This is a genomic window from Aureimonas sp. D3 (assembly GCF_001463805.1).
GTDB classification, from domain to species: domain Bacteria; phylum Pseudomonadota; class Alphaproteobacteria; order Rhizobiales; family Rhizobiaceae; genus Aureimonas; species Aureimonas ureilytica_A.
On sequence record NZ_BBWM01000067.1, the window covers coordinates 38,057 to 62,595 of the forward strand.

25 protein-coding genes, 1 tRNA gene and 1 pseudogene are annotated in these 24,539 nt (G+C 65.8%); 12 read left to right on the forward strand and 15 right to left on the reverse strand.

What is annotated here, in order from left to right:
• Nucleotides 1–4 precede the first annotated feature (4 nt).
• The 3 genes from AUL36_RS20595 to AUL36_RS20605 form a co-directional block, all read right to left on the reverse strand.
• A complete protein-coding gene (locus tag AUL36_RS20595; protein ID WP_062223822.1) occupies nucleotides 5–862 on the reverse strand; it encodes a transketolase in 858 nt (285 codons plus the stop codon).
• A gap of 97 nt (nucleotides 863–959) precedes the next feature.
• Nucleotides 960–1,835, reverse strand: a complete 876-nt coding sequence (locus AUL36_RS20600) for a sugar phosphate isomerase/epimerase family protein (protein WP_062223823.1) — start codon at nucleotides 1,833–1,835, stop codon at nucleotides 960–962.
• Nucleotides 1,836–1,962: 127 nt separating this feature from the next.
• Nucleotides 1,963–2,886 carry a LysR substrate-binding domain-containing protein gene (locus AUL36_RS20605; protein WP_058634495.1) on the reverse strand — a complete coding sequence of 308 codons (924 nt, stop codon included), beginning with the start codon at nucleotides 2,884–2,886 and terminating at the stop codon, nucleotides 1,963–1,965.
• A gap of 192 nt (nucleotides 2,887–3,078) precedes the next feature.
• Between AUL36_RS20605 and AUL36_RS20610 the strand changes: the two genes are divergently transcribed.
• The 6 genes from AUL36_RS20610 (at nucleotide 3,079) to dhaL (ending at nucleotide 8,515) form a co-directional block, all read left to right on the forward strand.
• Nucleotides 3,079–3,831 (forward strand): SDR family NAD(P)-dependent oxidoreductase, encoded by a 753-nt coding sequence (locus tag AUL36_RS20610; RefSeq protein WP_062223825.1) that lies wholly within the window; start codon nucleotides 3,079–3,081, stop codon nucleotides 3,829–3,831.
• A gap of 104 nt (nucleotides 3,832–3,935) precedes the next feature.
• Nucleotides 3,936–4,940, forward strand: coding sequence for a TRAP transporter substrate-binding protein (locus AUL36_RS20615; protein ID WP_062223827.1), 1,005 nt, complete (start codon nucleotides 3,936–3,938; stop codon nucleotides 4,938–4,940).
• Nucleotides 4,937–5,518 (forward strand): TRAP transporter small permease, encoded by a 582-nt coding sequence (locus AUL36_RS20620; RefSeq protein ID WP_082655978.1) that lies wholly within the window; start codon nucleotides 4,937–4,939, stop codon nucleotides 5,516–5,518. The genes AUL36_RS20615 and AUL36_RS20620 overlap by 4 nt, the downstream gene beginning before the upstream one ends.
• Nucleotides 5,515–6,774 (forward strand): TRAP transporter large permease subunit, encoded by a 1,260-nt coding sequence (locus tag AUL36_RS20625; RefSeq protein ID WP_062223829.1) that lies wholly within the window; start codon nucleotides 5,515–5,517, stop codon nucleotides 6,772–6,774. The genes AUL36_RS20620 and AUL36_RS20625 overlap by 4 nt, the downstream gene beginning before the upstream one ends.
• A gap of 86 nt (nucleotides 6,775–6,860) precedes the next feature.
• Nucleotides 6,861–7,859: a dihydroxyacetone kinase subunit DhaK gene (locus tag AUL36_RS20630; RefSeq protein ID WP_062223830.1), complete on the forward strand. Its 999-nt coding sequence runs from the start codon at nucleotides 6,861–6,863 to the stop codon at nucleotides 7,857–7,859.
• Nucleotides 7,860–7,873: 14 nt separating this feature from the next.
• Nucleotides 7,874–8,515, forward strand: a complete 642-nt coding sequence (gene dhaL, locus AUL36_RS20635; protein WP_062223867.1) for a dihydroxyacetone kinase subunit DhaL — start codon at nucleotides 7,874–7,876, stop codon at nucleotides 8,513–8,515.
• Nucleotides 8,516–8,819: 304 nt separating this feature from the next.
• Here dhaL and AUL36_RS25070 read toward each other — a convergent pair.
• Nucleotides 8,820–8,984, reverse strand: a pseudogene (locus AUL36_RS25070) (IS481 family transposase); the annotation flags it as partial.
• 67 nt (nucleotides 8,985–9,051) lie between these two features.
• Complete coding sequence (locus tag AUL36_RS20640; protein WP_082655982.1) at nucleotides 9,052–10,065, reverse strand: zinc-dependent alcohol dehydrogenase family protein; 1,014 nt, start codon at nucleotides 10,063–10,065, stop codon at nucleotides 9,052–9,054.
• Between the two features lie 106 nt (nucleotides 10,066–10,171).
• Here AUL36_RS20640 and AUL36_RS20645 point away from each other — a divergent pair, with 106 nt between their 5' ends.
• Nucleotides 10,172–11,158 carry a LysR family transcriptional regulator gene (locus AUL36_RS20645; RefSeq protein ID WP_082655979.1) on the forward strand — a complete coding sequence of 329 codons (987 nt, stop codon included), beginning with the start codon at nucleotides 10,172–10,174 and terminating at the stop codon, nucleotides 11,156–11,158.
• A 4-nt stretch (nucleotides 11,159–11,162) separates the two neighbouring features.
• Here the strand turns inward: AUL36_RS20645 and AUL36_RS20650 are convergent, their stop codons facing one another.
• Both AUL36_RS20650 and AUL36_RS20655 read right to left on the reverse strand, forming a co-directional pair.
• Nucleotides 11,163–12,149 (reverse strand): phosphoribosylaminoimidazolesuccinocarboxamide synthase, encoded by a 987-nt coding sequence (locus AUL36_RS20650; protein ID WP_062223835.1) that lies wholly within the window; start codon nucleotides 12,147–12,149, stop codon nucleotides 11,163–11,165.
• Between the two features lie 380 nt (nucleotides 12,150–12,529).
• Nucleotides 12,530–12,604 (reverse strand) — tRNA-Gly (locus AUL36_RS20655).
• A gap of 313 nt (nucleotides 12,605–12,917) precedes the next feature.
• On the opposite strand from AUL36_RS20655, the gene AUL36_RS20660 reads away from it, so the two are divergent.
• From AUL36_RS20660 to AUL36_RS20680, 5 genes are all read left to right on the forward strand, one after another.
• Complete coding sequence (locus tag AUL36_RS20660) at nucleotides 12,918–13,514, forward strand: prolyl-tRNA synthetase associated domain-containing protein (RefSeq protein ID WP_082655980.1); 597 nt, start codon at nucleotides 12,918–12,920, stop codon at nucleotides 13,512–13,514.
• Nucleotides 13,511–14,500: a thioredoxin gene (gene trxA, locus AUL36_RS20665; RefSeq protein ID WP_062223837.1), complete on the forward strand. Its 990-nt coding sequence runs from the start codon at nucleotides 13,511–13,513 to the stop codon at nucleotides 14,498–14,500. The genes AUL36_RS20660 and trxA overlap by 4 nt, the downstream gene beginning before the upstream one ends.
• A gap of 103 nt (nucleotides 14,501–14,603) precedes the next feature.
• Nucleotides 14,604–15,284, forward strand: a complete 681-nt coding sequence (locus AUL36_RS20670; RefSeq protein ID WP_062223869.1) for an LON peptidase substrate-binding domain-containing protein — start codon at nucleotides 14,604–14,606, stop codon at nucleotides 15,282–15,284.
• 135 nt (nucleotides 15,285–15,419) lie between these two features.
• The gene (locus tag AUL36_RS20675; RefSeq protein ID WP_062223839.1) at nucleotides 15,420–15,614 is read left to right on the forward strand and encodes a Trm112 family protein; all 195 of its coding nucleotides are present in this window, start codon (nucleotides 15,420–15,422) and stop codon (nucleotides 15,612–15,614) included.
• A 121-nt stretch (nucleotides 15,615–15,735) separates the two neighbouring features.
• Complete coding sequence (locus tag AUL36_RS20680) at nucleotides 15,736–16,200, forward strand: nuclear transport factor 2 family protein (RefSeq protein ID WP_062223841.1); 465 nt, start codon at nucleotides 15,736–15,738, stop codon at nucleotides 16,198–16,200.
• Nucleotides 16,201–16,285: 85 nt separating this feature from the next.
• Here AUL36_RS20680 and AUL36_RS23995 read toward each other — a convergent pair whose 3' ends face one another.
• The 8 genes from AUL36_RS23995 to AUL36_RS20715 form a co-directional block, all read right to left on the reverse strand.
• The gene (locus AUL36_RS23995) at nucleotides 16,286–16,456 is read right to left on the reverse strand and encodes a hypothetical protein (protein ID WP_156418508.1); all 171 of its coding nucleotides are present in this window, start codon (nucleotides 16,454–16,456) and stop codon (nucleotides 16,286–16,288) included.
• The gene (cysN, locus tag AUL36_RS20685) at nucleotides 16,456–18,246 is read right to left on the reverse strand and encodes a sulfate adenylyltransferase subunit CysN (protein ID WP_062223843.1); all 1,791 of its coding nucleotides are present in this window, start codon (nucleotides 18,244–18,246) and stop codon (nucleotides 16,456–16,458) included. The genes AUL36_RS23995 and cysN overlap by 1 nt, the downstream gene beginning before the upstream one ends.
• Entirely contained in the window at nucleotides 18,246–19,217 is a 972-nt protein-coding gene (gene cysD / locus AUL36_RS20690; RefSeq protein WP_202814775.1) for a sulfate adenylyltransferase subunit CysD, read from the reverse strand. The genes cysN and cysD overlap by 1 nt, the downstream gene beginning before the upstream one ends.
• Before the next feature lie 42 nt (nucleotides 19,218–19,259).
• On the reverse strand, nucleotides 19,260–20,039 hold the full coding sequence (locus AUL36_RS20695; protein ID WP_062223845.1) for a phosphoadenylyl-sulfate reductase: 780 nt from the start codon (nucleotides 20,037–20,039) through the stop codon (nucleotides 19,260–19,262).
• Nucleotides 20,036–20,554 carry a DUF934 domain-containing protein gene (locus AUL36_RS20700; RefSeq protein WP_062223847.1) on the reverse strand — a complete coding sequence of 173 codons (519 nt, stop codon included), beginning with the start codon at nucleotides 20,552–20,554 and terminating at the stop codon, nucleotides 20,036–20,038. The genes AUL36_RS20695 and AUL36_RS20700 overlap by 4 nt, the downstream gene beginning before the upstream one ends.
• Nucleotides 20,551–22,254 carry a nitrite/sulfite reductase gene (locus AUL36_RS20705; RefSeq protein ID WP_062223849.1) on the reverse strand — a complete coding sequence of 568 codons (1,704 nt, stop codon included), beginning with the start codon at nucleotides 22,252–22,254 and terminating at the stop codon, nucleotides 20,551–20,553. The genes AUL36_RS20700 and AUL36_RS20705 overlap by 4 nt, the downstream gene beginning before the upstream one ends.
• An 85-nt stretch (nucleotides 22,255–22,339) precedes the next feature.
• Nucleotides 22,340–22,678, reverse strand: coding sequence for a DUF2849 domain-containing protein (locus AUL36_RS20710; protein ID WP_062223852.1), 339 nt, complete (start codon nucleotides 22,676–22,678; stop codon nucleotides 22,340–22,342).
• Between the two features lie 230 nt (nucleotides 22,679–22,908).
• Nucleotides 22,909–24,150 carry a ubiquinone biosynthesis hydroxylase gene (locus AUL36_RS20715; protein ID WP_062223854.1) on the reverse strand — a complete coding sequence of 414 codons (1,242 nt, stop codon included), beginning with the start codon at nucleotides 24,148–24,150 and terminating at the stop codon, nucleotides 22,909–22,911.
• Nucleotides 24,151–24,539 lie beyond the last annotated feature (389 nt).

Genomic DNA, 24,539 nt, shown 5'->3' on the forward strand with positions numbered 1-24,539 from the left:
TGGGTCATGCGGGCTTTCCTTCTTCCAGAACGGCCAGGGCCTTCGCCCATTCCTCCTTTTCGACCCGGACGAAATGCGTGATCTCGCGCGTTTCCAGAAACGGCACGCCCTTGCACATCAACGTGTCGAAGATGATCACGCGAGGCTGATCGCCTTGATGCGTCCGCGCGGCATTGAGTGCGGCGACGACGGCCTCAAGGTCGTTGCCGTCGACACGCTGGGCGTGCCACCCGAAGGCCGTCCACTTGTCGAGGAGCGGTTCGGCCGAGAGCATCTGCGTCGACTTGCCGTCCGCCTGCTGGTCGTTAAAGTCGATCAGGCAGACGAGGTTGTCGAGCTTGTGGTGAGCGCCGGCCATCGCCGCTTCCCAGGTCGAGCCCTCGCCGAGTTCCCCATCCGACATCAGATTGAAGACGAAGCGGTCGCTTGCCTTGCGCTTCAGCCCCATGGCCATGCCGACGGCGATGCCGAGTCCGTGGCCGAGCGAGCCGCCGGTGATCTCCATGCCGGGCGTATAGGAGGCCATGCCGGACATCGGCATGCGACTGTCGTCCATGCCGTAGGTCTCGAGCTCATCCTCGGGTAGGATGCCAGCTTCCATCAGAACGGCATAGAGCGCTATCGCATAATGGCCGATCGACAGGAGGAAGCGGTCGCGCCCCTCCCATTCGGGGTCCGTCGGATCATAGCGCAGGGCGTGGAAATAGGAGGCGGCGAGGACATCGGCGATTCCGAGCGCCTGCCCGATATAGCCCTGGCCCTGCACCTCTCCCATCAGAAGCGCCTTGCGCCGGATGTTCCAGGCGCGACGCGCCAGCGAGACGTTGGAAAGGGCGGAAGGGGGGCGGTTGTCATGCTGCATGTGGTCTCCTGTCAGGATGAAGGCCGCGCCGGACACAGCCTCAGCGCAGCGGTGTCATTGGTCGAAACGACCGCCGCAGTTCAATCGACCTTCATCGTCAGACGGCGAGAGCCGTCCGCACGGTGGCGAGGGATCGGGCCACCACCTTCTCTATCTCGGGCAGGGGGACGCGTTCCGCGCGCCGCACCGGCTGTGCATCCGGGCCGCGGTTAAGGCGCAAGGGCAACTCGATACTGACCGGCATCGCGGCACGGGCAGCCTTGAGGATGCGCTCGCAGCCGATCGTGCCCTCGCCGATGGCGGTGAAGTGCCAGCCGGTTTCGCGGCGCACGAGATCCTTGACGTGGATGTGGACGCATGCCGGCATGGCGGCGATCGCGTCGTCGGCGAAGTCCTGCAGCTCCGGGCGGTGCGAGGCTGTGTTGGCCGCGTCGTAATTGAGGCCGAGGTGATCGGAGCCGATCCGGCGCACAAGCGCCAATCCGTCTTCGGCGGTGTTCAAGAGATTGTCGCTGCCGTCGCCGGGATTCTCCAGCGCGATCACCACGCCCAAATCCTCTGCCCGACGCAGCAAGAGATCCATATGGGCGAAGAAGGCGTCTTGCCGAACACGGGCTGCAGCATTGGTGGCGATGATGCGTGCGCCGATCGCGGCGGCAAAGCGCATCCGCCCGGTGAAGACCTCGACGGCCGTGGAGAGGCCTAGGTCGATATGCGAAGACATTGCGACGCAACCCAGGCCCTGTTCCTCGATCAGCCGGCGATAGACGCTCGCCCGATCCGGCGCGAAGGCGCTTTCGTCGAACGGCTCCGTGTAGCCCACGATGAACGCGGGCTCGACATGGGTCGCGCCGATCCTCGCCAGGCTCTCGAAGGCCTCGGCCGGACTGTAGCCGTCATAGGGCGCGGCGGACACGGAGACGATTCGTCCACGCGCGTCCGTATTGTTCTGCCCCGGCTCCTTGGTCTCCATCCCCGAACTCCGCACGCATTGCGGCGTCCATCGCCGCAAACGGGGGTGACGCCTTGACGGCGTCCGGCCCCGCTCTCCCTAGCGCGCAGGATGGGACGGTGGAGCACGCTTCAGCAAACGCGAAGTTCTAAACGTTCGTTGAATGGCATTCATGGATCGCGTCGGCCAGCGGTGCGGGCGTGCCGAGTTCTGCCTGCAACCATTCGGCGAAGACACCGACGAGGCGACGTTGCGAGCCGGACTTCGGGTAGCAGAGATAATGGCCGATGTAGCGGAGATCGCGCGTGCGCCCGGCAAGGGGCGCGACGAGCTTTCCCGACAGGATTTCACGCTGGGCAAGGCGGGTCGATTCCAGCGCGACGCCGAGCCCGTCGGCCGCCGCCGCGATGGCGAGGAACGAGCGGTCGAAGCTCATGGCCTGGGTGGCGGGCGCGGTCAGCCCATTGGCGGCGAACCAGTCCGGCCACCGCACACGCTTGTTGTCGCTGCGGATCAGGATACGCGTCAGGAGATCGGCCGGCACCCTGATCCCTTCGGCGACCTTGGGCGTGCAGAGCGGCGTGACGATCTCCTCGCCGAGCGGCTCGATCACGAGGTGGTCTCCCTGCGGCTTGCCGTAGACGACGTCGGCGTCGAACTCGCCATCGACGAAGCGGACATATTCGGTGGAGGCGGCGATGCGCACTTCCAGATTCGGATGGGCGGCAAGGAAGGTCGGCAGGCGCGGCGACAGGAACTGGGCGGCGAAGCTTGGCGCGCTGTGCAGCCTCAGAAGGCGGGAACGCCGCGCCGACACGCTTTCGACGCCAATTCGCAGTTCCTCGAAGGCCGCCGATACGTGCCGCATCAAGACCTCGCCGTCGCTCGTCAAGCGGATCGTGCGCGCCGAGCGATCGAACAGGGGCTTACCGAGCTCTCGCTCGAGTTTCACGATCGCGTGACTGACGGCGCTGGGTGACAGGTTCAGTTCGCTGGCGGCGGCCCGGAACGTGCCGTGACGCGCAGCGGCTTCGAAGGTTCGGATGGCGGAAAGCGAGATACCGTTCAACATGCCAATGTTGAACCAGATTCATTCAGGCGTGTAAACTTCGCGTTTGCGGCGCGAATGCAGGCATCTTCTACTCCTCCCCGGAGGCCCCGAACCGCAGAACCGGAACCAGGGGCGGGGAGACGAAGTGCACGGTTGATAGCGGAGGGGGATGGAGCCCTTCCGGCCGGGCCTTACGGTGAGGATGGAAGACGTATGTTGTTGAACGGTAAAACCGCCGTCATCTCGGGCGCGGCCAGCCAGCGTGGCATCGGCCGGGCCACGGCTCAGCTTTTCGCCGAGCACGGCGCGCGTGTGGCGATCCTCGATCTCGACGCCGGGGCGAGCGCCGATGCCGCAAAGGCTTTGCCAGGCGACGGCCATGTCGGCATCGCCTGCGACGTGACGGACAAGTCTTCCTGCGATGCGGCGGCGAAGGCCGCGATCGACGCGTTCGGCCGGGTCGATGTCCTCGTCAACAATGCCGGCATCACCCAGCCGCTGAAGACGCTCGACATCTCACTCGAGAACTGGGGCAAGGTGATCGACGTCAATCTGACGGGCGTGCTGCTGCTCAGCCAGGCCTTCGTGCCGCACATGAAGGAGAAGGGCGGCGGCTCGATCGCCTGCATGTCGTCGGTCTCGGCGCAGCGAGGCGGCGGCATCTTCGGCGGTCCGCACTATTCGGCAGCCAAGGCGGGTGTGCTCGGCCTCGCCAAGGCGATGGCGCGCGAGTTCGGCCCGGCAGGCATTCGTGTCAACTCCGTCACCCCCGGCCTCATCCAGACCGACATCACCGGCGGCAAGCTCACCGACGAGATGCGCGCCGACATCCTGAAGGGAATTCCGCTCAACCGCCTCGGCGATGCGGCGGATGTGGCAAAGATCTATCTCTTCCTCGCCTCCGATCTCTCGTCCTACGTCACGGGCGCGACGATCGACGTCAACGGCGGCATGCTAATCCACTAATCAGAACGGAGCCCCGCAGGGGCCCAACCCATCAGATCGCAGGGCCCGGACAGAATGGGAGCCGTCCGGCCCAGACTGCGACTTAGGCTAACGGGAGGATTTCCATGACCATTCACATCACGCGCCGTACGCTCATGGCGGGACTGGGCGCGACGCTTTCCGCACCAGCTCTTCTGAGTCTTCCGACGCGCGCCAGTGCCGCGACGGTTCTGACGCTCGGCCACGGGGCTGCGCCCGGCAATCCGCGAACGCTGGCCGCCGCAAGATTCGCCGAACTTGTGAAGGAAAAGACGAACGGGCGGATCACCATCAATGTCGCCGGCTCCGAGACGTTGGGGTCCGACGCTGCCATGCTCACCAGCCTTCGCACCGGGGCGCTCGACATGACGGCCAACAGCCAGGGCCCCGTCTCGGCGATCGTTCCCGAGATCGCCGTCCTCGGCCTGCCGTTCCTGTTCGAGACCACCGACAAGGCGATCGCAATCCTGAACGGTCCCGTCGGAGAGACTCTCGCGGCCAAGTTCAAGGCGGTCGGCATCGTGCCGCTCGGCTATTGGAACAACGGCATCCGGCACCTGACGAATTCCAAGCGCGAGGTCACGAAGCCTGGCGACGTCTCGGGCCTGAAAATCCGCACGCCCGCCGATCCGATGACGATCGACATCTTCCAAGCTCTCGGCGCCTCGACCGAGCAGATCGCCTTCGGAGAACTCTATGTCGCGCTCCAGCAGGGCGTTGTGGACGGGCAGGAGAACCCGCTCGTCAACATCGCCAGCTCCAAGCTCTACGAGGTCAACAAGTTCATCGCGCTGACGGCGCACAAGTGGGAATCGACACCATTCCTGATGTCGCAGATCGCGATGGCCCGCATCGGCGGCGACCTCGACGCGGTGCAGGCCGCCGCTGCGGAAGCGGGGAAAATGCAGATCGAACTGTCGGAGAAGGCCGCGAGCGAAGCACTTGTCAAATTCAAGGCCGACAAGGCGCTTGTCGTGACCGAAGTCGATCGAGCTGCCTTCGTCGAGGCGACGAAATCGGTCGTCGACATCTGGAAGAAGAAAGACTTCGGCGCTTTCGTCAGTCAGGTAGAGGAAGCGGCGCGCGGATGACCTCCCCCCCGGATCCGGCCGCCCACCCGAGCGGGCCTTTGCGCCCGCTCGGGGTCTCTTTTGTGCTCGCCAACGGAATCGACGCGCTCGTCGGTCAGTTCTCCAAAGCCGTCGTGATCGGGTCGGGTGTGCTGCTGACGGCCGTCATGACGGCGAATGTCGTGGCGCGCTACGTCCTCTCGTCCGGCGGATTCCGCTGGGCGCAAGAACTGCCCACCCTCATCTTTCCCTTCTTCATCGTCGCGGGGATCATACTTGCCGCGCAAGGCGGGCTCCACATGGCCGTGGAGTGGCTTTACGACCGCTTCGCAGCGCGCGGTAAGGCGATGCTGTTCGTCTTCAGCCATGTCTGCGTCATCGCGAGCTTCCTGACGCTCGCCTGGCAGGCGCGCGTCGTCGCTGCGATCGCGGGCGTCGAGCATAGCCCCATCCTCGGCCTGCCCAACAGCATCGGCTATTATGTCGTCTCGGTCGGCGCACTGCTCGTCGCCGTGGTGACGGCCACCGCCACGTTTCGAGTGGCCCGCCTCGGCTGGGACGCCCGTCCACAGACCAGCGCGGAGGAACTGCCGCTATGACACTCGTCATGATCGGAGTGTTCCTCGTCACCATGCTGCTCGCCATTCCGGTCGGTTACGGCCTCATCATTGCGGCGGGCGCGGCCATTCTCTCGCACGGCTATCTGCCGCTGTCGCTCGTCGCGCAACAGGTCTACGATCAGACCCAATCCTTCCCGATGTTGGCCCTGCCTTTCTTCATGCTGGCAGGCACGCTGATGCTCGGCGGCAAACTCGGGAACCAGCTTCTCGAACTTGCCAGTCACGTCATGCAGCGCTGGCGGGGCGGGGCGCTTTCGACCACGGTCGTCTCCTCCGTCGTCTTCGGCGGTGTATCGGGCTCGGCTGTCGCCAACGCCTCGGCGCTTGGCTCCGTTCTGATTCCCTGGCAGAAGCGGCAGGGCTACCCGGCGCCGCTTTGCGCCGCCAACAACGCGACCTCCGCGGTGATCGACGTCCTGATCCCGCCCTCGATCCCGATGATCCTCTACGCCCTGGTCAGCGGCGTGTCGGTCGCCGACCTCTTCGTCGCCGGCATCCTTCCAGGCATCCTGATGGCGGCCGGTTTCATCGGCGTTTGCTGGTATGTCTCCTGGAGGCGCGACTACGCGGTCGAGAAGAGCAGCATTCGAAAGCGCGAGCTGGCGCGGCTCGGCCTCAAGAGCTTTCCCGCCATTCTGCTGCCGATCCTCATCATTCTCGGCCTGCGCTTCGGCTTCGCGACGCCGACGGAAGTCGCGGTGCTTTCGGTGGTCTATTCGCTGGTCCTCAGCCTCCTGTTCTACCGCGACCTTACCCTGAAGCGCTTCTGCGACAACATGGTGGAAGCGGGGGTGGCGACCGGCGTTGTGATGCTGGTCATCATGGGCTCGGCCGCCGTCGGCTGGATCTTGACCTTCGATCAGGTGCCGCAGACCTTCGCGGCCTGGGTGTCGGCCAACGTTTCCAACCCGATTCTGATCATCTTGATGATGAACGTCCTGATGCTGATCGTCGGCATGCCGCTCGATCTGCCTCCGTCGATCCTGCTTCTAGGACCGATCTTCGTACCACTGGCCATGACCATCGGGCTGGATCCGGTACAACTCGGCCTGATGATGGTGATCAATCTCGGCATCGGCCTCTACACCCCGCCGATCGGAACGACGCTCTTCATCTCGTCTTCGATAGCCAAGGCACCGCTGGGCGCGACGACAAGGGAGCTTTGGCCGTTCTTCGCCATGGCCATGCTGCTGCTCTTTGCCGTCAGCTACATCCCGGCGCTCACCCTCTATTAAAGAACCCGGCGGATATGCCGCCCCGATTTCGCGACGGTTCCATCGATCCTTCGGGACCGCCGCTTCCGGTTGCCCAGAGAGACCCCATGCAGAGATTCATCAACGATCCCGACAACGTCGTGAACGACACCGTTCGTGGCTTCGTGAAGGCCCATTGCGACCTCGTGCGTCTGTCGGAGGCAAACCCGCGCGTCGTGGTCTCGACGCACGCACCGCAGACGGGGCGGGTCGGCGTCGTCACCGGTGGTGGTTCGGGCCACGAGCCGGCCTTCGTGGGGTATACCGGCATCGGGCTGGTCGATGCGGTAGCGGTGGGCGAGCTTTTCTCCTCGCCGACCGCCAAGAGCTTCCATGACGCGATCAAGGAAGCCAATGGCGGCGCTGGCGTCGTCTGCCTCTACGGCAACTATGCCGGCGACAACATGAACGTGAAGATGGCGCAGAAACTGGCGTCGAAGGATGGTATCGAGGTTGCCGTCGTTGTGGCCAACGACGACGTCTGCTCGGCTTCGGCCACCGAGCGCGAGAAGCGTCGGGGCGTGGCGGGCGAAATCTTCATGTGGAAGATCGGCGGGGCGAAGGCGGCCGAAGGCGCAAGCCTCGAAGAGGTGCGCGCCACCGCACAAAAGGCGATCGACAACTGTCGTTCGATCGGCGTCGGCCTCGGCCCCTGCACCCTGCCGGCTGTCGGGCATCCGAATTTCCAGATCGAGGCCGGCACGATGGAAGTCGGCATCGGCCATCACGGCGAGCCCGGCATTCGGGTGGAGCCGCTGAAGACCGCCGCCGAGGTGGCCCGCGACATGGCTGCGATCGTGCTGGACGACCATGCGCTCCCCTCGGGCACGGATGTTGCGGTTCTCGTTTCGGGCCTCGGCGCGACGCCGCTGAACGAACTCTATATTCTGAACGACACGATCGAGACGGAGATCGCCGCGCGCGGGCTCTCCGTTTATCGCACCTATATCGGCAATTACTTCACGTCGCTGGAAATGGTCGGCGCGACCTTGACCGTCCTCGCGCTCGACGACGAACTGAAACGCCTTCTCGACGCGAAGGCGCGCGCGCCCGGCTTCCAGGCATGACGGAGACCAATGCGATGCAGAGCTTTCCCAACGCGCGCGGTGGGGTGATCGTCGAGGCGATGGCGGCCAGGATCATCGAGAACCGCGCCTATCTCTCCGAAATCGACGGCAAGATCGGCGACGGCGATCACGGTGTGAACATGGCAAAGGGCTTCGGCATGGCCGCCGAGCGCCTGAAGAGACGGGACGTTTCGCTCTCCGAAGCCTTCGCGCTGTTGGGCGGAGTTCTGATGGGCGAAATCGGCGGCTCGATGGGGCCGCTCTATGGCATGACCTTCACGGTGTTCGCGGAGGCGATCGAGGGTCAGGAGCGCATCGACGCCAAACTCTTTTCGATCATGCTGCACAAAGGATTGGAGGGGGTTCAGTCGATCGGTTCGGCGAAGGTCGGCGACAAAACGCTCCTCGACAGTTTCGTTCCTGCGGTGCAAGCCTTCGACGGGGCGACCGCGAAAGGCCAATCGTTTGCCGATGCGCTGAACGCATTGTCGACGGCTGCGGACAAGGGGCGCGACTCGACGATCGACCTCGTCGCAAAGATCGGCCGCGCCAGCCGGCTCGGTGAGCGCTCGCGCGGTGTGCTCGACGCCGGGGCCACCTCCTGCGCCATGATTCTCGGCAGCTTGGCGGATGGTGCGAAGGCGCGTCTCACCTGATACGGACGAGCGGCGAGTGTGACTCGTATGGGCTTCCCAAGATCGCTCCGAGCTGGATCCCGATGGCAAGCGGAGGTTTGCCATGGCGACTTCTAGTCCGCGTGGCGCCGCCTTTGACGGCCCAGGCCTGCGCCGTCTGGCGCGGGAGACCGAGGACGCCAACCCGACGCGCCAACGTCTGGCGCTGGCGGGCGCACGGATCTCATGCGGTGGATCTTCCAGGAGTTCCCCATTTCGTTGTCGGCGCGCCCGCGTCCTTATGCGCAGAACAAGTTCGAGATGGAGGCTTTCAAGAAAGTTTCCCCGCCGAATAGAGGTAGAATTTGCCTTCGGCCGTTTGGACTTCGGCGGTGTCTATGTGGACGCAGCCAATCGCACAGTGCTTGAACGTGGAACGCGGGGCCTGTCGCCTTTGGACATAAGGCTGGCGGGAGCTGCCGCGGCGTCGAAGACAACGGTGCAACGATGACTCTCTCCGGCTCTGGCGAGAATGAGGGCAGGGCCAAGGCCACCGCCCTCTGCTTGAGCGATCCGGTCTAGTTCATCTCCACCACGATCTTGCCGAAGGGGCCGCGCTGGAGATGGTCGAGCGCCGCCGGAAGATCGGCCAAACCGTAGCGTCTGTCGATGACGGGCTTCAGCCCGGTCTCGTCCACCGACCGCACCAGATCCTCCAAGGCGCGGCGATGGCCGACGCGGATGCCTTGGATCGTGGCGTTCTTCGTCAGCAGCAGACCTGCGCTTCCCGAGAGATCGAACCCCTCGAACACGCCGATGACGGAAATCCGTCCGCCCACCGCGACGGCCTCCAGCGAGCGGCCGAGATGTGGCCCGCCCACGAGTTCCAGAATATGGTCGATCCCCCGATCGTTTGTGAGGCGGTGAACCGCCTCCACCCAGTCCTCCTGCGTGCGGTCGATGCCATCATCCGCGCCGAGCGCCAATGCTCGTTCCAGCTTGTCGGGGCTGCCGGAGGTCACGACAACGCGCGCGCCGCGCGCCTTGGCGATCTGGAGCGCGAACAGGGCGACGCCGCCCGTGCCCTGCACCAGAACCGTGTCGCCGGCCTCCAGCGATCCGGCTTCCGTCAGCGCGAACCAGGCGGTGAGGCCGGCGCAGGGGAGCGTGCTGGCCTCCGCGAGATCGAGACTGCCCGGCGCGGCCACCAGCCAGTCGGCCGGCAGGGCGACATATTCCGTCAGCACGCCGGGATAGGAGCCGCCGAGCGCGCGCCCGTCCAGCACTTTCGCATTGCCCGGCGCGCGCCCGTCGATCCAGCCCGGAAAGAAGGTGGACAGAACGCGGTCGCCCTCGCCAAAGCGCGTGACGCCCGCGCCCAGACCCACCACCGTGCCCGCGAGATCGGAGCCCGGCACCAGCGGAAAGGCGAGCGGCATCCCCATGCCGTTCTCGATGATCAGCGTGTCGCGATAGTTCAGCGACGCGGCCTCGACCTTCACCAGAACCTCGCCCGGCCCCGGCTGCGGGCGCTCCACCTCCACTAGGCGAAGGGCCTCGCGGCCATAGCCCGTCATCTCCCAGCGCTTCATCGTCATGACGTCGTCTCCAAAGGGTTCGAGATCGCGCGAAGCTAGCGTTGATCTCGTGTCTTCGGTGGCGATAGATCGGCGCAGGATCGGTGCTTGAGAGGCGACAATGATCGAGCAAGGCGAGATGCTGGCGGACATTCCGCTCTTTGTCGCAGCCGTGGAAGCCGGTGGCTTCGCGCCGGCGGCGGCCCGGCTCAACCTGTCGCGCTCGGCGGTCGGTAAGGCGGTGGCGCGCCTCGAAGCACGGCTGGGGGCGAAGCTCCTGCATCGCACGACGCGCACGATCGCTCTGACCGAGGATGGCCAGGTCTTTTTCGATCATTGCCGGCGAGGGCTGGGCGAGTTGCAGGCCGGCCGCGCCATGCTGGATGCCGGGCGACAGGAGGTGTCCGGTCGCCTGCGCGTGTCGATGCCGGTGCTTTTCGGGCGCCAATGCGTGGCGCCGGTGCTGATACGCCTCGCCAGCGCGCATCCCCGGCTGGAGCTCGATCTGAACTTCAGCGACCGGCTGGTCGATCTTCTGGAGGACGGTTTCGATCTCGTGCTGCGCAACGGGCCGCTTCAGCCCTGGCCCGGCCTCATGGTGCGCCGGGTGGCGCATCAGCATATGCGGGTCTGCGCCGCGCCCTCCTATCTCGAAGCGATGGGTGCGCCGAGGGTTCTGGCCGATCTGGAGCGGCATCATGCCATTCTCTATGGGCGCGCGGGCCGTGTTCTCGGCTGGCGTTTTCCAGGCGAAGCTAGGCCGGCGACCGAGACCACCCCGCCGAGCCGCCTGCGCTTCGACGATCTCGGCGTGATCCGGGATGCGGCGGTGGCCGGGCATGGGCTGGCCTGGCTGCCCTGCTGGCTGATCCGGCCGGAGCTTCTGGCGGGTCGGCTCGTCACCGTGCTGGAAGACCTGCCCTCGCATGTCTTCGACACGCACGCCCTTTGGCCGCAGACGGCACATCTGCCGCTGCGCGTTCGCTTGGCGCTCGACGCGCTGGCCGCCGAACTCCCCGAGGCGACATCGCCCGTAAGCCTTTGCGGCGATGCGCCCGAGCCGGGTCGGCGCGCTGATCGCGGAGCCGCGCCGGAGGTCTTATCCTAAAGCCTCAGTTGGTGCCCGTCTCCAGATAGGCCGCGAGGTTGCGCTGGATGCGCTCCAGCGGAACTTCTGTCGCATCGGGCAAAACGAACGTCTGGCCGGTGATGATCTCGTAGGCCCGGATATAGACGGCCGCCGCTTCCAGAACGACATCGGCCGGAATTTCCGGGATCGGATCGCGATAGGGGTCGCAGCGCGCCACCACCCAATTGCGGATGAAGTCCTTGTCGAAGCTTTCGGGCGCTGCCCCTGCCGCAAAGCGCTCGGCATAGCTTTGGGCAAACCAGTAGCGGCTGGAATCGGGCGTATGAACCTCGTCGGCCAGAACGATGCGCCCGTCCGCATCGCGGCCGAACTCGTATTTCGTATCCGCCAGGATCAGGCCCCGTTCGGCCGCCACAGCCTGCCCCCTCGCGAAGAGCGCCAGCGCGGCTTGCGAAACCGTGCGCCAATCCTCGGCGGACAGGATGCCGCCCTCGATGATCTCCGCCTCGCTCAAGGGCTCGTCATGGCCGCCATCCATCGCTTTGGTGGTCGGGGTGATGATGGGCTGGGGCAGCTTTTCGTTGGGGCGCAGGCCCTCGGGCAGGCGGTGCCCGTACATCTCGCGCTCGCCGGCGCGGTAGCGCGTCAGGATGGAGGTCGATGTCGTCCCGGCCAGATAGCCGCGCACCACGATCTCCACCGGCAGAATGTCGAGGCGACGGCCAACCACGACATTGGGGTCGGGATAGGCGAGAACGTGGTTGGGGCAGATCGACGCCGTCTGCTCGAACCAGTAGCGGGCGATCTGCGTCAGCACCTGCCCCTTGAAGGGAATGCTGGCCAGCGGCCGGTCGAAGGCGCTGATCCGGTCGGTGGTGATGAGAATGCGCCTGTTGCCCGGCAGGTCGTAATTGTCGCGTACCTTGCCCCGGTAGCGATTCGGCAGGCCGGCGATCTCGGCTTCGGAGAGAACCTGATGGGCATGAGGGGCGAGGGCGGCGGCGTCCATCGGCAATGTTCCGGCTTGCGATTCAAAGGCGAGGCCATCAGCCCCGGATTGCCGGGCAATTGCAATGATTTTTGGTGAGGGCGCGCGTTCTGCGGCGGGCGTTTGGGACCCGGCCTTGAGCCGCCTGTGGTTCGTGAGGTCTCGTCTGCGGAATGGAAGGCTACCTGCACGCCGGCCTTCGCGACGAGCCGCGCCCTAAAAGGTCAACACCCTGATCGGGCGTCGCGCCATTCACGACTACCATCCGCGAAAACTCTACGCCCCGCGAGAGACGCGTGGAGCCGGGCGTAATGGCATGGCGGACTGCGCCATCATCACGCGCAATACAAACCATAGAGCTTGCGTCTTGTCTGAAGGATTTGATTTGATTTTAGAGAGACTGGAGCGGGCGATGGGATTCGAACCCACGACCCCAACCTTGGCAAGGTTGTGCTCTACCCCTGAGCTACGCCCGCCCGCTCTGTCGTTCCGTCGCTGCCCGGTGGGCCGCTGCGGATGAGCGGCTTATGAAGGATGGCCCTCGGTTTGGCAAGGAGAAAATTGCAGAAGCGTCGCAATGCTTGAAAACGCGTTCGTGGACAGGGACTTGCGACGGGAGGTGGTCCCCCTGCTCGGCGCGGCTCGCTGTTCGACCGCGCTGGGAAGGGTCGAATCGCCTGCCCGGTTTGCGTCGGACATGTCTCGTCTTCGCGAGGCCCGCCGGCTTGACGGGGCACGACCGGCGGTGGCACCAGCGAAGGAGAGGACGAGACGGCACGGAGAGCATCCATGGTCGGGCAGGCGGGTGAGGGGCAGGGCGCGGCGAGCGCGGATTTTCCCGAGCGGGACGATATCCTGCAGGAGCTTGCGCCCGAGCTGGCGGAGCGTTTCGAGGTGCTGGGCCTGCGCTCGCGCACGGTGGCGCACGAGCCGGTCTATACGGTGGACGAATCGCAGGCGCTGCGCGGCACGATCCCCGGCGCTCACACCAAGAACCTGTTCCTGAAAGACAAGAAGAGCCGCCTGTTTCTGGTGGTCGCGCAGGAGGACACGAATGTGGACCTCAAGACGCTGCACACGCGCATCGGCGCGCAGGGGCGGCTGTCCTTCGGTTCGCCCGAGCAGATGCGCGAGCGGCTCGGCGTCGAGCCCGGCTCGGTGACGGCCTTCGGCATTGCCAATGACGGGGAAGGCGTGGTCACGCTCGTCCTTGATGAGCGCCTGATGGCGCACGATATTCTGAACTGCCACCCCCTGACGAACCGCGGGACGACCTCTATCTCGCGGGAACATCTCTTCGCCCTGTTCGCGGCGGTGCGGCACGATCCTCTGATCGTGCGCCTTGAAGCGGACGCGGCCGACCTTGCGAGCGGACAGACCTCATGAGCGACAATCCCTACGCTTCGGGACTTATGGGCTTCGGCCGTCAAAGCGTTTCGCCGCGCTCCGCCGCCGGCGCCGCACCGGCGCCTAGCGGCGCTTCGGCCGGTGGCGACCTCGTGAAGGACACGACCACGGCGAATTTTTCCGCCGACGTCATTCGCGAGTCGCGCAACCAGCCGGTTCTCGTGGATTTCTGGGCGCCCTGGTGCGGCCCCTGCAAGCAGCTGACGCCCGTCATCGAGCGGGTGGTTCAGGCGGCCAAGGGCCGGGTGAAGCTCGTGAAGATGAATATCGACGAGCATCCTTCGATCGCGGGCCAGCTCGGCGTGCAGTCCATCCCGGCGGTCTTTGCCTTCGTCAACGGCCAGCCGGTGGACGGCTTCATGGGCGCGCTGCCCGAGAGCGAGGTGAAGGCCTTCGTGGATCGGCTGGTGAAGATGGGCGGGCCGGGCGCGGAGGGCGATCCGCTGGAAGAGGCGATCACGCAGGGCACCGAGCTTCTGGCGGCGGGCGATGCGGGCAATGCCGCTCAGATCTTCTCGGCCGTGCTTCAGCACGATCCCGAAAACGCCAAGGCGGCGGCCGGCCTTGCCGAATGCTATATCGCGGCGGGCCATCCCGACCGAGCGCAGGCCGTGGTCGATCAGCTGCCGCCGGAGATCCTGAACGACCCCGCCTTCGCTTCCGTCAAGACCAAGCTGAAGCTCGCCGAGGAACTCGCGGGGCTCGGCGATCAGGCCGAGCTTCAGGCGCGGCTCGAAGGCAATCCGGACGACCATCAGGCGCGCTTCGATCTGGCGCTGATCGCACAGGCCAAAGGCCAGCGGGATGTCGCGGCCGGCCATCTTCTGGAGATCATCAAGCGCGACCGGACCTTCGCGGACGATGGCGCGCGGCGCAAGCTCCTCGAATTCTTCGACGCCTGGGGCCCGATGGACCCGGCGACGAAGGAAGGCCGTCGGCGCTTGTCCTCGCTTCTCTTCCGCTGAGGCGGACGGCGAGGCGGCCGTCCGACGGGTGAGGCCGTCGCATGGACCTTGAGTTTGCGCCCCACTGCGCCAATTGCGCGGGATGAACCGGAGAAGAACCTTGGTGCAAGCCGGCAACGTGACCTATAGCTCGGATGCCGATCTGCCGGAAACGGTGGCGGTGTTTCCCTTGTCCGGCGCGCTTCTGCTGCCGGGCGGGCAGATGCCGCTCAACATTTTCGAGCCGCGCTATCTCGCGCTGATCGACGATGCCATGTCCGGCGCGCGCGTCATCGGCATGATTCAGCCGCGCCTCGACGGCGCGGTTCAAGAGTCCGGCGAGCCCGAGCTTTGCGCCGTGGGCTGCTTCGGGCGCATCACCTCGCTGACCGAAACGGGCGACGGGCGCTATCTCCTCAACCTTCAGGGCATTGCGCGCTTCCGCGTTCTGGACGAACTGGAAAGCGACGAGCCCTATCGCCTTTGCCGCGTCTGCGCCTTCACCGCCGATCTCTCGCCGGGCGAGGGCGAGGAGGTGGTGGACCGCGACGCGCTTCTGAAGGCGTTCCGCTCCTATCTCGAAGCCAACCAGCTGGAAGCCGATTGGGAGAGTGTCTCCAAGGCCTCCAATGAGACACTAGTGAACGCGCTGTCGATGATGTCGCCCTATGGTGCGGCGGAAAAGCAGGCGCTTCTGGAAGCGCCCGATCTCAAGACCCGCGCCGAAACGCTGGTCGCCATCACCGAAATCTCGCTGGCTCGTGAGAACAGCGACGACGGCAACGGGACGCCCATCCTCCAATAGCGCGCGCCGGACACGGCGGGAGGGTGGGGCCTTTCTTGGCAGGGCGTGCGCAGAGGTCTATTCAGCGGGAGACGGGCCGGCTTATGGCTGCCCTGACTTACACGCGGCGCGCAGCCAAACCGAAAAGAGATCCGCATGGTCGACGATACCGAGCGCAAGGGCCGCCCCGATCCTAAGCTCCTAGAACTCCTGGTCTGCCCTCTGACCAAGACGGTCCTGAGCTACGACGCGGACCGCAACGAGCTGGTCTCGCGCGCCGCGCGCCTCGCCTATCCCATCCGCAACGGCATTCCGATCATGCTGCCATCGGAAGCGCGCGAACTCGATTGAGCCGGACACAATCGGGTGGGGCGGTCGGAGCGATCCGCCAAGCCTTTCCCGGAGGTTTCAGGAGACGTTCCTGCGCTCCCATCGGCCGACCACAGGCCGATCGTTTTGGAAAGGTCCGTGCATGTCCCGTCCGCCCCTGCCGCCGTTCAGCTTCGACGACGCCGTCCAGAAGGCTCGCCTGGCGGAGGATGCCTGGAACAGCCGCGATCCCGAGCGGGTGTCCCTCGCCTATACGATCGACAGCCATTGGCGGAACCGCGCCGAATTCATCACCGGACGCGAGGCGATCGTCGCTTTCCTGACCCGCAAATGGCATCGCGAACTGGATTATCGGCTGATCAAAGAGGTGTGGGCTCAGGCGGATGCGCGTATCGCCGTGCGCTTCGTCTATGAATGGCGCGACGACAGCGATCAGTGGTACCGCTCGCATGGCAACGAAAACTGGCAGTTCGACGCGGCGGGGCTGATGTCCCATCGCCATGCCTCGATCAATGATGTGCGGATCGCAGCCGGGGAGCGCAAGTTCCATTGGCCGCTCGGGCGACGACCGGACGATCATCCCGGGCTCAGCGCGCTGGGTCTTTAGGCAGACCCAAGCCTTTCCAGGAGTTTTCGGGCCTCAACGTCACCTTAAGGCGGAGGCAGCACCGAACTCCATGCCGCTCCCGATGTCAGATCACGCCGCCGAGCACGACGGCGGCGCAGAGGATAAACGAGGCGGCGAGCATCGCCGCCTCCAGGATCGGGCGCGGGCGGCGCCAGGCGGCGACGCGCTCGGCGCGGGCGCGAAGGGCCGGCGTCTCGCAGGGCGCGTCCGCGCAGGTCGGGCAGGCCGCGCGCATCAGATGCCCTCGCCGTCGCGCACGGTGCTGGGGTCCACCACCACCACTTCGGTTTCGGCCGGCACCATGAGCCGGCGCAGAAGCGGGCGCAGCGCGAAGTCGAGCGCGCCGAGAATGATCGCCTTCCACAGCGCCAAGCCCAAGAGCAGCGCGATGAGACCGATCAGGATGGCCGCCATGGCGCGGAAGATCGTGACGCCGCGCGCCCGCTCCGGGTCGGCGCTGAGCGCGGGGCCGAGCCATTCCGCCTTCACCTGCTCGAAGCGCGTGCGCGGCGCGGCCGGTGCGGCTGCGGCCGGTGCGGAGGCCGCGCCGGAACGCGACGCACTCGCGGCCGGGGCCTCCCCTTCGCGCGGCAGGCCGGTCACGATGCCGAGCGCCACCGTCTCGTTGGTCAGCGGGTCGATCAGGATGAAGGCGCCCAGCTCGCGGCTTTCCGAATAGAGCGTCGCCACCGGCGGCTTGTCGAACTGCAGCGTGACGCGGCCGATCTCGTTCATGAGAAGGGCGTTGGCATGGCGCGGCTGGTAGGAATGGATATCGACCGCCTCGTCCAGCGAGCGCACGTTGACCGGCGTCTGCGCGGTCGAAAGCTTGGCGACGAAGCGCCCGCCCGCGATCAGCGGCCGATCCACCATCCAGAGGATTTCGGCATGGAGAATGCGGTGCGCGGCGATCGGGTCGCCGACCTTGACCAGTACGTCGCCGCGCGAGGCGTCGATCTCGTCGGCCAGCGTCAGCGTGATCGCCTCGCCGTCCTCGGCGCTTTCGACCTGCCCGTTCGGCCCATAGACGGCCTTGACGGTGGAGCGCTTGCGGCTTGGCAGCGACAGGACGGCGTCACCCTGCGAGATGCGCCCGCCCGCCACCGTCCCGCAAAAGCCGCGGAAGTCGAGATTGGGGCGGTTCACCCATTGTACCGGCAGGCGGAAATGCGGCGAGCCGGCCGCGAAGGTCTGCGGCTCCACGACTTCCAGCGTTTCGAGCAGCGTCGGCCCCTTGTACCAGGGCGTATGGGCGGAGCGCTCGGCGAGATTGTCGCCGTTCTTGGCCGAGAGCGGGATGTAGCGGACATCCGTGAAACCGAGATGGGGCAGGAGCGCCTGATAGCCCTTCACGATCTCGTTGAAGACGCTCTCGTCGAACTCCACCAGATCCATCTTGTTCACCGCCACGATGACGGACTTGATGCCGACCATGGAGGTGATGAAGGAGTGCCGCCGCGTCTGGGGCAGGATGCCCTTGCGCGCGTCCACGAGGATGATGGCGAGTTCGGCCTGGCTCGCGCCGGTCGCCATGTTGCGCGTGTACTGCTCGTGCCCCGGCGTGTCGGCGATGATGAAGGCGCGGTTCTTGGTATTGAAGTAACGATAGGCGACGTCGATCGTGATGCCCTGCTCGCGCTCGGCCGAGAGACCGTCCACCAGAAGCGCGAAGTCGAGATCGCTGCCCGTGGTGCCGAACTTCTTGGAGTCGCGCTGCAGCGCTTCCATCTGGTCGTCGAAGACGGAATTGGTGTCGAACAGAAGTCGGCCGATCAGCGTGGACTTTCCGTCGTCCACCGAGCCGCAGGTGATGAAGCGCAGGAGCGAGGCCTTGGCCCCGGCCGCGGCCACGGCGGCGGCTTGCGCGCGCAGGTCGGCCTGCTTCACCGCACCGAGCGTCGGGTCGAGCGGGGCCTCGTCAGGCGCCGGGCCGGCAAAGGTCTGGTCCTCGGCCAGCGCGGTGCCGTTGGTCACATTGTCCAAAGTTGCGTCGGCTTCTGCGGAGGAAGGGCGTGCTGCGGACATCAGAAATACCCTTCCTGCTTCTTTTCTTCCATGGAGGCGCCGCCGTCGCGGTCGATCACGCGGCCCTCGCGCTCGGAGGAGCGGGAGGCGCGCATCTCGGCGATGATCTCGGGCAGCGTGGTGGCGGTGGAGCGCACCGCGCCCGTCAGCGGGTAGCAGCCGAGCGTGCGGAAGCGCACCAGCTCGTCCGATGTCGCCTCGCCCTCATTCAGCTTCATGCGCTCGTCATCGCGCATGATCAGCGTGCCGTCACGCGAGACCACGGGACGATGCTTGGCGAAGTAGAGCGGCACGACGGGAATATCTTCCAGCGCGATATAGTCCCAGACATCCGCCTCCGTCCAATTGGACAGGGGGAAGACGCGGAAGCTTTCGCCCTGGCGTTTGCGGGTGTTGAAGAGGTGCCAGGGCTCGGGGCGCTGGTTCTTGGGCTCCCAGCGATGCTCGGCCGAGCGCAGCGAGAAGACGCGCTCCTTGGCGCGGCTCTTCTCTTCGTCGCGCCGCGCGCCGCCGAAGGCCGCGTCGAACTTGTACTTGCCGAGCGCCTGCTTCAGCCCTTCGGTCTTCATCACGTCGGTGTGAAGGCGCGAGCCGGAATCGAACGGGTTGATGCCGGCCTTCAGGCCCTCTTCGTTCGTGTGGACGATGAGATCGAGATCCCATTCGCGCGCGATGCGGTCGCGAAACTCGATCATCTCGCGGAACTTCCAGGTCGTGTCGACATGGAGCAGCGGGAAGGGCAGCTTGCCCGGCGCGAAGGCCTTGCGCGCCAGATGCAGCATGACCATCGAATCCTTGCCGATGGAGAAGAGCATCACCGGGTTCTCGGCCGTCGCCGCCACTTCGCGGATGATGTAGATCGACTCCGCCTCGAGGCTCTGGAGATGGGTCATGTGCTTCATGGCAGGGGACCTTTGACGCCCGGCAAGCGCGGGCGCGGCTGAGAAGGGGGATAGGTCGGCGCGGTCCAGTCAGGCAGGGCCTGTCAGACGCAGCCGATCAGGACAGGCCAGTCAGGAGGGAATTGTCTCGAAAGCGCTGTCGCCAGGGGCGGGGCGGCCATCCTCGGCCCGCACGGGCTGGCCGGCCTCGTCCACATGCAGGCCGCATTCGCGCTTGGTTTCCTCTTCCCACCACCAGCGACCCGCCCGCTCGACCTCGCCGGGGCGGATGGCGCGGGTGCAGGGGGCGCATCCTATGGAGAGGAAGCCCTGATCGTGCAGCGGGTTCACCGGAACGGCGTTATCCACGGTGAAGACCCGGATTTCCTCGCGCGTCCAGTCGAAGAGCGGGTTGGCCTTGATCAGGCCGCGCGCGCCGTCGAAGGACACGAAGTCGAGCCGCTCGCGATTGGCCGACTGGTCGCGGCGCAGGCCCGTGATCCAGCCCGACGCGCCTGCCAAGGCGCGGCCGAGCGGCTCCACCTTGCGCACGCCGCAGCAGGCTTTGCGCATTTCGGGCGCGAAATAGAAGCCGTTGATGCCCTGATCGTCGATCAGCGCTTCGAGAGCTTCGGCCTGCGGATACTTGGCCTTGATGCGCCGGCCATAGGTTTCTTCCGTCTGCTGCCAGAGAGCATAGGTCTCGGGAAACAGGCGGCCGGTGTCGAGCGTCACGACATCGATCGCCAGCTTCTCGCGGAAGATCAGATGGGTGAGCATCTGGTCTTCGATGCCGAGCGAGGTGGTGAAGACGATGCGGCCGGGCAGGCGCTCCGTCAAAAGGCGCAGCCGCTCGGCGGGCTTGAGGCCCGCGAAGCTGTCGTTGAGGTCCTGCGCGAGCTCGGCGCTCATGCGGCCTCTCCCGCGCGGGCGGCGAGGCGCTTCTGCAGGATGCTCTGATCCTCGCCATAGCCGGTTTGGTAATGGTCGCGGACGATGTCCTTGGCCTTCATCCACTGGTCAACAGGCTGGCGCTCGGCCATCTGGTCCGGCAGCCAGACTTCATCGAAGCCGCAGGCCAGCGCCTCGGCGAACTGATCGGCGATCAGCGGGCCACTGGCGCGCAGCGTGCCGGAAAAGCCCGCGCGGCGCAGGCGCTTGGCAAGCGAGAAACCGCGCCCGTCCGAGAAGGACGGAAAGCGCACCGAGATCATCTCCACCTGCCCGAAATAGGGCTCGACGGCGCAGACCGGCGTGTCGCCCGCGACCGCCAGACCCAAGGGCGCGTTGCGCCGGTCGGCGATGGCCTGGTCGACGACGGTGAGCGGCACGAGAACCGCGCCTTCGCTCAAGGACAGATCGGCCATGTCCTCGATAACAGTGAACTCGTCGGTCTTCTCTCCGGCGGGGGTGACGAGAAGGCTCATGCGTGCGCTCCTTCCACCGAAGCGTTGGCCGCGTTGCTGCCCGCGACATAGGCGGTGAAGCCCTGCTTGAAGGGCTCCAGTCCGGCGCGCTTTACCGTGTCGATGAAGGTTTCGCCGGCCTGCCGTTCGCTCATGTAGACGCCGACCAGCGCCTCGATCGCGCCCGGCACCTGCTCGGCGTCGATGCCCGGCCCGACGCGCTCACCCAGCGCCGCGTGTTCGGAAGCGTCGCCGCCCACCGTGATCTGGTAGTTCTCGCGGCCCGACTTTTCGAGGCCGAGAATGCCGATATGGCCGACATGGTGATGGCCGCAGGCGTTGATGCAGCCCGAGATCTTGATCTGGAGCGGACCCACGTCCTTCTGCTTGGCCTCGTCGGCATAAAGATTGGAAATGTCCTGCGCGATCGGGATCGAGCGGGCGGTCGCCAGCGCGCAATAGTCGAGGCCGGGGCAGGCGATGATGTCGGTAACGAGACCGGCATTGGCGGTGGCGAGCCCCGCCGCCTTCAGCGCGGCATAGACCGCCGGCACGTCATCCTTCTTCACATGCGGCAGAACGAGGTTCTGCACATGCGTGACGCGGAATTCGTCGAACGAGTAGCGTTCGGCAATGTCGGCGAAGGCGCGCATTTCCTTATCGCTCATGTCGCCCGGCACGCCGCCGATCGGCTTCAGCGAAACCGTCAGCGCGACATAGCCGGGCTGGCGATGGGCAAAGCCGTTCTGCTCCACGAAACGGTCGAGTTCGGGGTCGGCCGCACGGGCGGCATCCAGCACCGAAGAGGTCTCGGGCAGCGTCTCGTAGGCGGGGGCCGCGAAATAGCGCGCGATGCGCTCCACTTCCCCGGCGGGGGCGTTGATCGTCGGCCCGTTCAACTGCGCGTATTCGTGCTCGACGCGGGCCTTGAACTCGTCCGTGCCGATCTCGTGGACGAGGATCTTCACGCGCGCCTTGTACTTGTTGTCGCGCCGGCCTTCCGCGTTGTAGACGCGCATGATCGCCTCGAGATAGGCGAGCAGTTCGGGCTTGGGCAGGAAGTCGCGGATCACCTTGCCGACCATCGGCGTGCGGCCGAGACCGCCGCCCACGACGACTTCGTAGCCGATCTCGTTCGTCTCGGAGTGGCGCAGAATGCGCAGGCCGATATCGTGAACCTTGATCGCGGCGCGGTCATGCTCGGCGCCGGTCACGGCGATCTTGAACTTGCGCGGCAGCCAGGAAAATTCGGGGTGCAGGCTCGACCATTGGCGGATCAACTCGCCGGTCGGGCGCGGGTCTTCCACCTCGTCGGCCGCGACGCCGGCGAACTGGTCCGCCGTGACGTTGCGGATGCAATTGCCCGAGGTCTGGATGCAGTGCATCTCGACATCGGCCAGAAGGTCCATGATGTCGGGGACATCGCGCAGCTTCGGCCAATTGTACTGAAGGTTCTGGCGCGTGGTGAAATGCGCGTAGCCCTTGTCGTATTTCTCGGCGATCAGGGCCAACTGGCGCATCTGCTTGGAGTTCAGCGTGCCATAGGGCACGGCGACGCGCAGCATATAGGCGTGAAGCTGGAGATAGAGTCCGTTCTTGAGGCGCAGCGGCTTGAACTCGTCGTCCGAGAGCGAGCCGTCGAGCCGGCGCTCCACCTGATGGCGAAACTGCTGGACGCGCTCGCGCACGAAGCGCTCATCGAATTCGTCGTACCGATACATGCCTGTCGTCCTCGATCGGTTCCGGCGCTCTTGCGGGCGCCCGGTGGGTGGCGGAAGCGCTCAGAGGCTCCCCATCCCGAAACGCTTAAAATTCAGCCTGCTTTCCGTATTTCGGCAGAATGCTCGGACCTTTCTGGCGGATCGCCTCGCGAAAATGCGTGGCGAGCGGCAGCCCGTTCGGGTCGAGCGTGACCTCGACCAGATAGGGATCGACGACCCGGTTGCTCTTGAAGCCCTTGGCGCCCTCTTCTTCCATAAAGGCGACCGTCTCGGCATCATCGGCGACCAGCGCGGCCTTGGGGTCGAGGCTCCAGCCCTCGCGGGTCAGGAACACAACGTCGCCGTCCAAGAGGTCGTTGGCGCTCATGATGACGGGGAGCTTGGGCCCCTTGGTCTTCGCACCCGCCTTGACGTCGCTCGCCATTCCCGATGGTCCTTTTCTGCCGGCCTTCCCGGCCGCCGGTTGCACGGCAGCCACGAAGACACCTCCCGACACCCGAAGAGGTGTCGCGGCTCGCTTGTTATCGTTCTAAATAATCCAATGCCAGCCACGTTGCGCCGAAGAGGATTTCCTTCGGTGCGGTTCAAGCGGATGTTTTTGCTCTTCCGGCACAGGGATGCGCAATGAATGCGCTCTGCGTCCAGCCGAGCCCGTCAGACCGGCTCGCCGCGCAGGAGCCGGGGCGTCGAGGCGCTGAGGCCGGACGCCTGCTCGATGAAATAGCGCTTGGCGAAGGGCGCGCGATCCACAAGCGACAGGCCGAAGGAGCGCGCCGCCCGCAGCATCGGATTGTCGTTGGAAAAGAGCCGGTTCAGAACATCGGTCGTGACGCCCATCTGCACGGTGTCGAAGCGGCGCCAGCGCTCGTAGCGCTGCAACGTGTCGAGCGCGCCGATGTCGAGCCCGAGGCGCGCGGCCTCCACCACCGTCTCGGCCAGGGCCGCCACGTCCTTGAAGCCGAGATTGAGCCCCTGGCCTGCGATCGGGTGAATGCCGTGGGCGGCGTCGCCTGCCAGCGCGATGCGCGGCTTCACGAAGTCGCGCGCCAGCGTCAGCCCCAGCGGAAAGGCGCGGGGCTTGCCTTCGACCGTGAGCGAGCCGAGCTTGAGACCGAAGCGCTGTTCCAGCTCCAGTTCGAACACCATCTCGTCGGCACGCAGCAGGCGCTCGGCCTCGGCCGTGGACTCGGTCCAGACCAGCGAGGAGCGGTTGTTCTTGAGCGGCAGGATGGCGAAGGGGCCGGCGGGCAGGAAGTGCTCCTCGGCGCGGCCCTCGTGGGGGCGCTCGTGTTGAACCGTCACGACGATGCCGCTCTGGCCATAGTCGGTGTGGACGGTGCGAATGCCCGCCATGTCGCGGATGGCGGAGCGCACGCCGTCGGCGGCGACCAGAAGCCGCGCCTCGATCGCGCCCGCGCCGGTCTCCACCGTGACGCTGGAGGGGCCGACCTGAAGTCCGGTGACGGCCGCGCCCGAGCGAATGGGAATGCCAAGCTCGGCCGCCCGGGCGCGCAGGGCGCCGTTCAGCGCGACATTGGGCACCATATGGGCGAAGGGCTCGCCCGGCTCGGCCTCGCCGCCGAAGGTCAGGAAGACCGGGCGCACGGGATCGTTGGTGCGTGAATCCGTAACGATCATCTCGCGGATCGCTTCAGCTTCCGGCCGGATCGCGTCCCAGACGCCGAGGCGCGTCAACATGCGGATGGCGGCTGCCGCGATGGCCGAGGCGCGTCCGTCCCGCTCCCAGACGCCTTCGGGCGCGGCGTCCACCAGCACCACCGAAAGCTCGGGCGCGGCCTGACGAATCGCGACCGCGGTTCCGAGTCCGACATAGCCCGCACCGGCCACCACGATGTCGGCGCGCTCGGGCAGGGTCTCACGGCGAGGGTCGGACATGGCTCGGACTCCGGTTCGGGACGGGACCGACCCTTCGTGGCGGCAGGTCCCTTGCGCGTTGATCTAGAGCGTCACGCGGCATGGGGACAAGGGTGGTGTGACGCCTTGCGCGTTCAAGGCGGCGTTCCGTTATCCGTCGCGAAGCCCCCGGAAGAGCGTGCTGAAGACAAAAAGCCATCTCTTCGTTGTTTTCGGAAGAATGAGGCGGGCGGGATGCGGAACGTCCGGGATCATCCGTTGCGCTCGTTCCTGAAAGAGATTTCAACGTATCCGAGTGAAAAATTTCATCGACGAACGAAGCTTGTATCGCCGGCTACGGAAATATCCATTATTCTGGGTGATATAGGGGCGGCATATCGTCGCTCTTCCGGGATCAGATTTCGCTATGA

Bases quoted from the DNA above. Each gene is read 5' to 3' on its own strand.
- AUL36_RS20595 (WP_062223822.1), bottom strand. From the start codon at position 862: ATGCAGCATGACAACCGCCCCCCTTCCGCCCTTTCCAACGTCTCGCTG.
- AUL36_RS20600 (WP_062223823.1), bottom strand. From the start codon at position 1,835: ATGGAGACCAAGGAGCCGGGGCAGAACAATACGGACGCGCGTGGACGA.
- AUL36_RS20605 (WP_058634495.1), bottom strand. From the start codon at position 2,886: ATGTTGAACGGTATCTCGCTTTCCGCCATCCGAACCTTCGAAGCCGCT.
- AUL36_RS20610 (WP_062223825.1), top strand. From the start codon at position 3,079: ATGTTGTTGAACGGTAAAACCGCCGTCATCTCGGGCGCGGCCAGCCAG.
- AUL36_RS20615 (WP_062223827.1), top strand. From the start codon at position 3,936: ATGACCATTCACATCACGCGCCGTACGCTCATGGCGGGACTGGGCGCG.
- AUL36_RS20620 (WP_082655978.1), top strand. From the start codon at position 4,937: ATGACCTCCCCCCCGGATCCGGCCGCCCACCCGAGCGGGCCTTTGCGC.
- AUL36_RS20625 (WP_062223829.1), top strand. From the start codon at position 5,515: ATGACACTCGTCATGATCGGAGTGTTCCTCGTCACCATGCTGCTCGCC.
- AUL36_RS20630 (WP_062223830.1), top strand. From the start codon at position 6,861: ATGCAGAGATTCATCAACGATCCCGACAACGTCGTGAACGACACCGTT.
- dhaL (WP_062223867.1), top strand. From the start codon at position 7,874: ATGCAGAGCTTTCCCAACGCGCGCGGTGGGGTGATCGTCGAGGCGATG.
- AUL36_RS20640 (WP_082655982.1), bottom strand. From the start codon at position 10,065: ATGAAGCGCTGGGAGATGACGGGCTATGGCCGCGAGGCCCTTCGCCTA.
- AUL36_RS20645 (WP_082655979.1), top strand. From the start codon at position 10,172: ATGATCGAGCAAGGCGAGATGCTGGCGGACATTCCGCTCTTTGTCGCA.
- AUL36_RS20650 (WP_062223835.1), bottom strand. From the start codon at position 12,149: ATGGACGCCGCCGCCCTCGCCCCTCATGCCCATCAGGTTCTCTCCGAA.
- AUL36_RS20660 (WP_082655980.1), top strand. From the start codon at position 12,918: ATGGTCGGGCAGGCGGGTGAGGGGCAGGGCGCGGCGAGCGCGGATTTT.
- trxA (WP_062223837.1), top strand. From the start codon at position 13,511: ATGAGCGACAATCCCTACGCTTCGGGACTTATGGGCTTCGGCCGTCAA.
- AUL36_RS20675 (WP_062223839.1), top strand. From the start codon at position 15,420: ATGGTCGACGATACCGAGCGCAAGGGCCGCCCCGATCCTAAGCTCCTA.
- AUL36_RS20680 (WP_062223841.1), top strand. From the start codon at position 15,736: ATGTCCCGTCCGCCCCTGCCGCCGTTCAGCTTCGACGACGCCGTCCAG.
- AUL36_RS23995 (WP_156418508.1), bottom strand. From the start codon at position 16,456: ATGCGCGCGGCCTGCCCGACCTGCGCGGACGCGCCCTGCGAGACGCCG.
- cysN (WP_062223843.1), bottom strand. From the start codon at position 18,246: ATGTCCGCAGCACGCCCTTCCTCCGCAGAAGCCGACGCAACTTTGGAC.
- AUL36_RS20695 (WP_062223845.1), bottom strand. From the start codon at position 20,039: ATGAGCGCCGAGCTCGCGCAGGACCTCAACGACAGCTTCGCGGGCCTC.
- AUL36_RS20700 (WP_062223847.1), bottom strand. From the start codon at position 20,554: ATGAGCCTTCTCGTCACCCCCGCCGGAGAGAAGACCGACGAGTTCACT.
- AUL36_RS20705 (WP_062223849.1), bottom strand. From the start codon at position 22,254: ATGTATCGGTACGACGAATTCGATGAGCGCTTCGTGCGCGAGCGCGTC.
- AUL36_RS20710 (WP_062223852.1), bottom strand. From the start codon at position 22,678: ATGGCGAGCGACGTCAAGGCGGGTGCGAAGACCAAGGGGCCCAAGCTC.
- AUL36_RS20715 (WP_062223854.1), bottom strand. From the start codon at position 24,150: ATGTCCGACCCTCGCCGTGAGACCCTGCCCGAGCGCGCCGACATCGTG.